The following is a 5,249-nucleotide window of genomic DNA, read 5'->3' as shown; positions in this document are numbered from 1 at the left end:
TCAAATATTGTGTCGGCGGTGTCTTACTCTCCCACACCCTGTCGAGTGCAGTACCATCAGCGCTGGGGAGCTTAGCTTCCGGGTTCGGAATGGGACCGGGCGGACCCTCCCCGCCATCGCCACCGACAACTCTGATCCCGCCATGGGCGGGAAATTTTTGAGGCGTCGATAACCGACAAGCAGTTATCTGTAATTATCAAATGGTTCTGGTTGTTGTCCCAGAACCGTATAGTGGGTGCGTAGCAATCTTTGTGAGCAAGTCCTCGGCCTATCAGCACCAGTCAACTCCACACGTTACCGTGCTTCCATATCTGGCCTGTCAACCCAATCATCTCTTGGGGGCCTTAACCCACAAAGGGGTGGGAGACCTCATCTAGGAACAGGCTTCCCGCTTAGATGCTTTCAGCGGTTATCCCTCCCGAACATAGCCAACCAGCCACGCTCTTGGCAGAACGACTGGCACACCAGAGGTTCGTCCGTCCCGGTCCTCTCGTACTAGGGACAGCCTTCCGCAAGTTTCCTACGCGCGCGGCGGATAGGGACCGAACTGTCTCACGACGTTCTAAACCCAGCTCGCGTGCCGCTTTAATGGGCGAACAGCCCAACCCTTGGGACCAACTCCAGCCCCAGGATGCGACGAGCCGACATCGAGGTGCCAAACCATGCCGTCGATATGGACTCTTGGGCAAGATCAGCCTGTTATCCCCGGGGTACCTTTTATCCGTTGAGCGACACCGCTTCCACCAGCCAGTGCCGGATCACTAGTCCCTGCTTTCGCACCTGCTCGACCTGTCAGTCTCACAGTCAAGCTCCCTTATACACTTACACTCAACACCTGATTGCCAACCAGGCTGAGGGAACCTTTGGGCGCCTCCGTTACTCTTTAGGAGGCAACCGCCCCAGTTAAACTACCCACCAGGCACTGTCCCCGATCCGGATCACGGACCCGAGTTAGATGCCCGGAACGACCAGAGTGGTATTTCACCAGCGACTCCACACCCACTAGCGTGAATGCTTCACAGTCTCCCACCTATCCTACACAAGCCGAACCAAACACCAATACCAAGCTATAGTAAAGGTCCCGGGGTCTTTCCGTCCTGCCGCGCGAAACGAGCATCTTTACTCGTACTGCAATTTCACCGGGCCTGTGGTCGAGACAGCGGAGAAGTCGTTACGCCATTCGTGCAGGTCGGAACTTACCCGACAAGGAATTTCGCTACCTTAGGATGGTTATAGTTACCACCGCCGTTTACTGGCGCTTAAATTCTCCGCTACACCCTTACGGGTTCACGGGTCCTCTTAACGTTCCAGCACCGGGCAGGCGTCAGTCCATATACATCGCCTTACGGCTTCGCATGGACCTGTGTTTTTAGTAAACAGTCGCTTCTCCCTGGCCTCTGCGACCACCACCAGCTCCCACCGCAAGGATGTTCACCAGCAGTGGCCCCCCTTCTCCCAAAGTTACGGGGGCAATTTGCCGAGTTCCTTAACCACAGTTCACCCGACCGCCTCGGTATTCTCTACCTGACCACCTGTGTCGGTTTCGGGTACGGGCCGTGAAGACACTCGCTAGAGGCTTTTCTCGGCAGCATGGGATCACTCACATCGCCACAACGGCTACGCATCACCCCTCACCCTCTTGGCGTGCGGATTTACCTACACACCGGGCTACAGGCTTACACCAGTACAACCACTCACTGGCAGAGCTACCCTCCTGCGTCACCCCATCACTTAACTACCGCCCCATCAGGTCCCATGCCAGCACGCATATCACCCGAAGGATCAACACACACCAGGATGGTTAGTATCAAAGGTTTCGCTATGGACGCATCAACACGGGTACGGGAATATCAACCCGTTATCCATCGACTACGCCTGTCGGCCTCGCCTTAGGCCCCGACTCACCCTGGGCGGACGAACCTTCCCCAGGAACCCTTGGTCATCCGGCGGCAGAGATTCTCACTCTGCACTCGCTACTCATGCCTGCATTCTCACTCCCACACACTCCACACCAGGATCACTCCGGCGCTTCACCGCATGCAGGACGCTCCCCTACCCATCCGTGCCTTACAACACGAATGGCATGGCTTCGGCGGTGCGCTTCAGCCCCGCTACATTGTCGGCGCAGGACCACTTGACCAGTGAGCTATTACGCACTCTTTCAAGGATGGCTGCTTCTAAGCCAACCTCCTGGTTGTCTCGGCGATCCCACATCCTTTCCCACTAAGCGCACACTTAGGGGCCTTAGCCGATGCTCTGGGCTGTTTCCCTCTCGACGACGAAGCTTCTCCCCCGCCGTCTCACTGCCACGCTCAACTCAGGCGTATTCGGAGTTTGGCTGATCTCAGTAACCCGTGAAGGCCCATCAACCAACCAGTGCTCTACCCCACCCAAGCAACCACGCAACGCTGCACCTAAATGCATTTCGGGGAGAACCAGCTATCACGGAGTTTGATTGGCCTTTCACCCCTACCCACAACTCATCCCCCAGGTTTTCAACCCTGGTGGGTTCGGGCCTCCACACGGTCTTACCCGCGCTTCACCCTGGCCATGGGTAGATCACTCCGCTTCGGGTCTACACCACGCGACTCACACGCCCTATTCAGACTCGCTTTCGCTCCGGCTACCCCACACACGGGTTAACCTCGCCACGCAGCAGTAACTCGCAGGCTCATTCTTCAAAAGGCACGCCATCACCCCAAAAGGCTCTGACGGTTTGCAGGCACACGGTTTCAGGAACTCTTTCACTCCCCTCCCGGGGTACTTTTCACCATTCCCTCACGGTACTATCCACTATCGGTCACCAGGAAGTATTTAGGCTTAGCGAGTGGTCCCGCCAGATTCACAGCACCCTCCACGAAAGCGCTGCTACTCGGGAACACCACCACACGCACTGATCGCATTTTCGCCTACGGGACTCTCACCCACTCCGGCCAGGCTTCCCAACCTGTTCGACTAACACGACCAGCAACGCTGAAGACTCAGTAGCGTCTTCCAGCAGCGTCCCACAACCCCGCACACGCAACCCCTACCAGGTATCCCACGCGCACGGTTTAGCCTCCTCCGCTTTCGCTCGCCACTACTCACGGAATCACCAGTGTTTTCTCTTCCTGCGGGTACTAAGATGTTTCACTTCCCCGCGTTCCCCCCAACACCCTATATATTCAGGCGCTGGTAACCCGACATCACTCGGGCTGGGTTACCCCATTCGGACACCCTCGGATCACAGCTCGGTTGACAACTCCCCGAGGACTATCGCAGTCTCCCACGTCCTTCATCGGCTCCTGGTACCAAGGCATCCACCATGTGCCCTACATAACTTGGCCACAAAGATGCTCGCACCCACTATACAGTTCTCAAACAACAACCAAAACACCAAGAAAACACCCACACCACACACATGCGGCGTGTTCCCTCAGACACCCAACAGCGGACCGTTTTACCAAAGTCAGTGTGTTCCACAATCCATCGAGCGCCACAACACGAGAACACTCGCCTCGTTAGCTGTGCACACTCCCAACCAGCCAAAGACCAGCCAGGGTGCAATGCTCCTTAGAAAGGAGGTGATCCAGCCGCACCTTCCGGTACGGCTACCTTGTTACGACTTCGTCCCAATCGCCAGTCCCACCTTCGACCACTCCCCCCACAAGGGTTGGGCCATGGGCTTCGGGTGTTACCGACTTTCATGACGTGACGGGCGGTGTGTACAAGGCCCGGGAACGTATTCACCGCAGCAATGCTGATCTGCGATTACTAGCGACTCCGACTTCACGGGGTCGAGTTGCAGACCCCGATCCGAACTGAGACCGGCTTTAAGGGATTCGCTCCACCTCACGATATCGCCACCCTCTGTACCAGCCATTGTAGCATGTGTGAAGCCCTGGGCATAAGGGGCATGATGACTTGACGTCATCCCCACCTTCCTCCGAGTTGACCCCGGCAGTCCCCCACGAGTCCCCGGCATAACCCGCTGGCAACATGGGGCAAGGGTTGCGCTCGTTGCGGGACTTAACCCAACATCTCACGACACGAGCTGACGACAGCCATGCACCACCTGTACACCAACCACAAGGGAAACCCCATCTCTGAGGCTGTCTAGTGCATGTCAAACCCAGGTAAGGTTCTTCGCGTTGCATCGAATTAATCCACATGCTCCGCCGCTTGTGCGGGCCCCCGTCAATTCCTTTGAGTTTTAGCCTTGCGGCCGTACTCCCCAGGCGGGGCGCTTAATGCGTTAGCTACGGCACGGAAACAGTGGAACCCATCCCCACACCTAGCGCCCAACGTTTACGGCGTGGACTACCAGGGTATCTAATCCTGTTCGCTCCCCACGCTTTCGCTCCTCAGCGTCAGTATCGGCCCAGAGACCCGCCTTCGCCACCGGTGTTCCTCCTGATATCTGCGCATTTCACCGCTACACCAGGAATTCCAGTCTCCCCTGCCGAACTCAAGTCTGCCCGTATCGACCGCAAGCCCACAGTTAAGCTGCAGGTTTTCACGGCCGACGCGACAAACCGCCTACGAGCTCTTTACGCCCAATAAATCCGGACAACGCTCGCACCCTACGTATTACCGCGGCTGCTGGCACGTAGTTAGCCGGTGCTTCTTCTACACCTACCGTCACCCGAAGGCTTCGTCGATGTCGAAAGAGGTTTACAACCCGAAGGCCGTCATCCCCCACGCGGCGTTGCTGCGTCAGGCTTTCGCCCATTGCGCAAGATTCCCCACTGCTGCCTCCCGTAGGAGTCTGGGCCGTGTCTCAGTCCCAGTGTGGCCGGTCACCCTCTCAGGCCGGCTACCCGTCGTCGCCTTGGTAGGCCATCACCCCACCAACAAGCTGATAGGCCGCGGGCCCATCCTGCACCGCCGGAACTTTCCACACACCACCATGCGGCAGTGTGTCATATCCGGTATTAGACCCCGTTTCCAAGGCTTATCCCAGAGTGCAGGGCAGATTACCCACGTGTTACTCACCCGTTCGCCACTCATCCACACCCGAAGATGCTTCAGCGTTCGACTTGCATGTGTTAAGCACGCCGCCAGCGTTCGTCCTGAGCCAGGATCAAACTCTCCAACAATGCTGTTGAACAATCCCAGCAGACACTCAAACCATCAAAGGCGAGCATCATACTCAAAGAAACCACCAACCACACAAAACCTGCATGGTCGGGGGCATAAAAGAACACTAACCAAAACAGTCCGCTGTTGAGTTCTCAAAGAACACACCCACACCATCACCCGACCCCACC

Annotated in this window: 3 rRNA genes; all 3 read right to left on the bottom strand. The window is 57.0% G+C overall.

What is annotated here, in order from left to right:
- Positions 1 to 10: 10 nt before the first annotated feature.
- Positions 11 to 127 (bottom strand): 5S ribosomal RNA (gene rrf / locus ACWDKQ_RS34970).
- 124 nt (positions 128 to 251) lie between these two features.
- Positions 252 to 3,326 (bottom strand): 23S ribosomal RNA (locus ACWDKQ_RS34965).
- Between the two features lie 230 nt (positions 3,327 to 3,556).
- A 16S ribosomal RNA gene (locus ACWDKQ_RS34960) occupies positions 3,557 to 5,078 on the bottom strand.
- The 16S, 23S and 5S rRNA genes sit together here, the layout of an rRNA operon.
- Positions 5,079 to 5,249: the final 171 nt, after the last annotated feature.

The sequence above is a fragment of the Saccharopolyspora sp. NPDC000995 genome, assembly GCF_053599315.1.
This window is presented reverse-complemented; position numbering and strand designations above follow the sequence as displayed.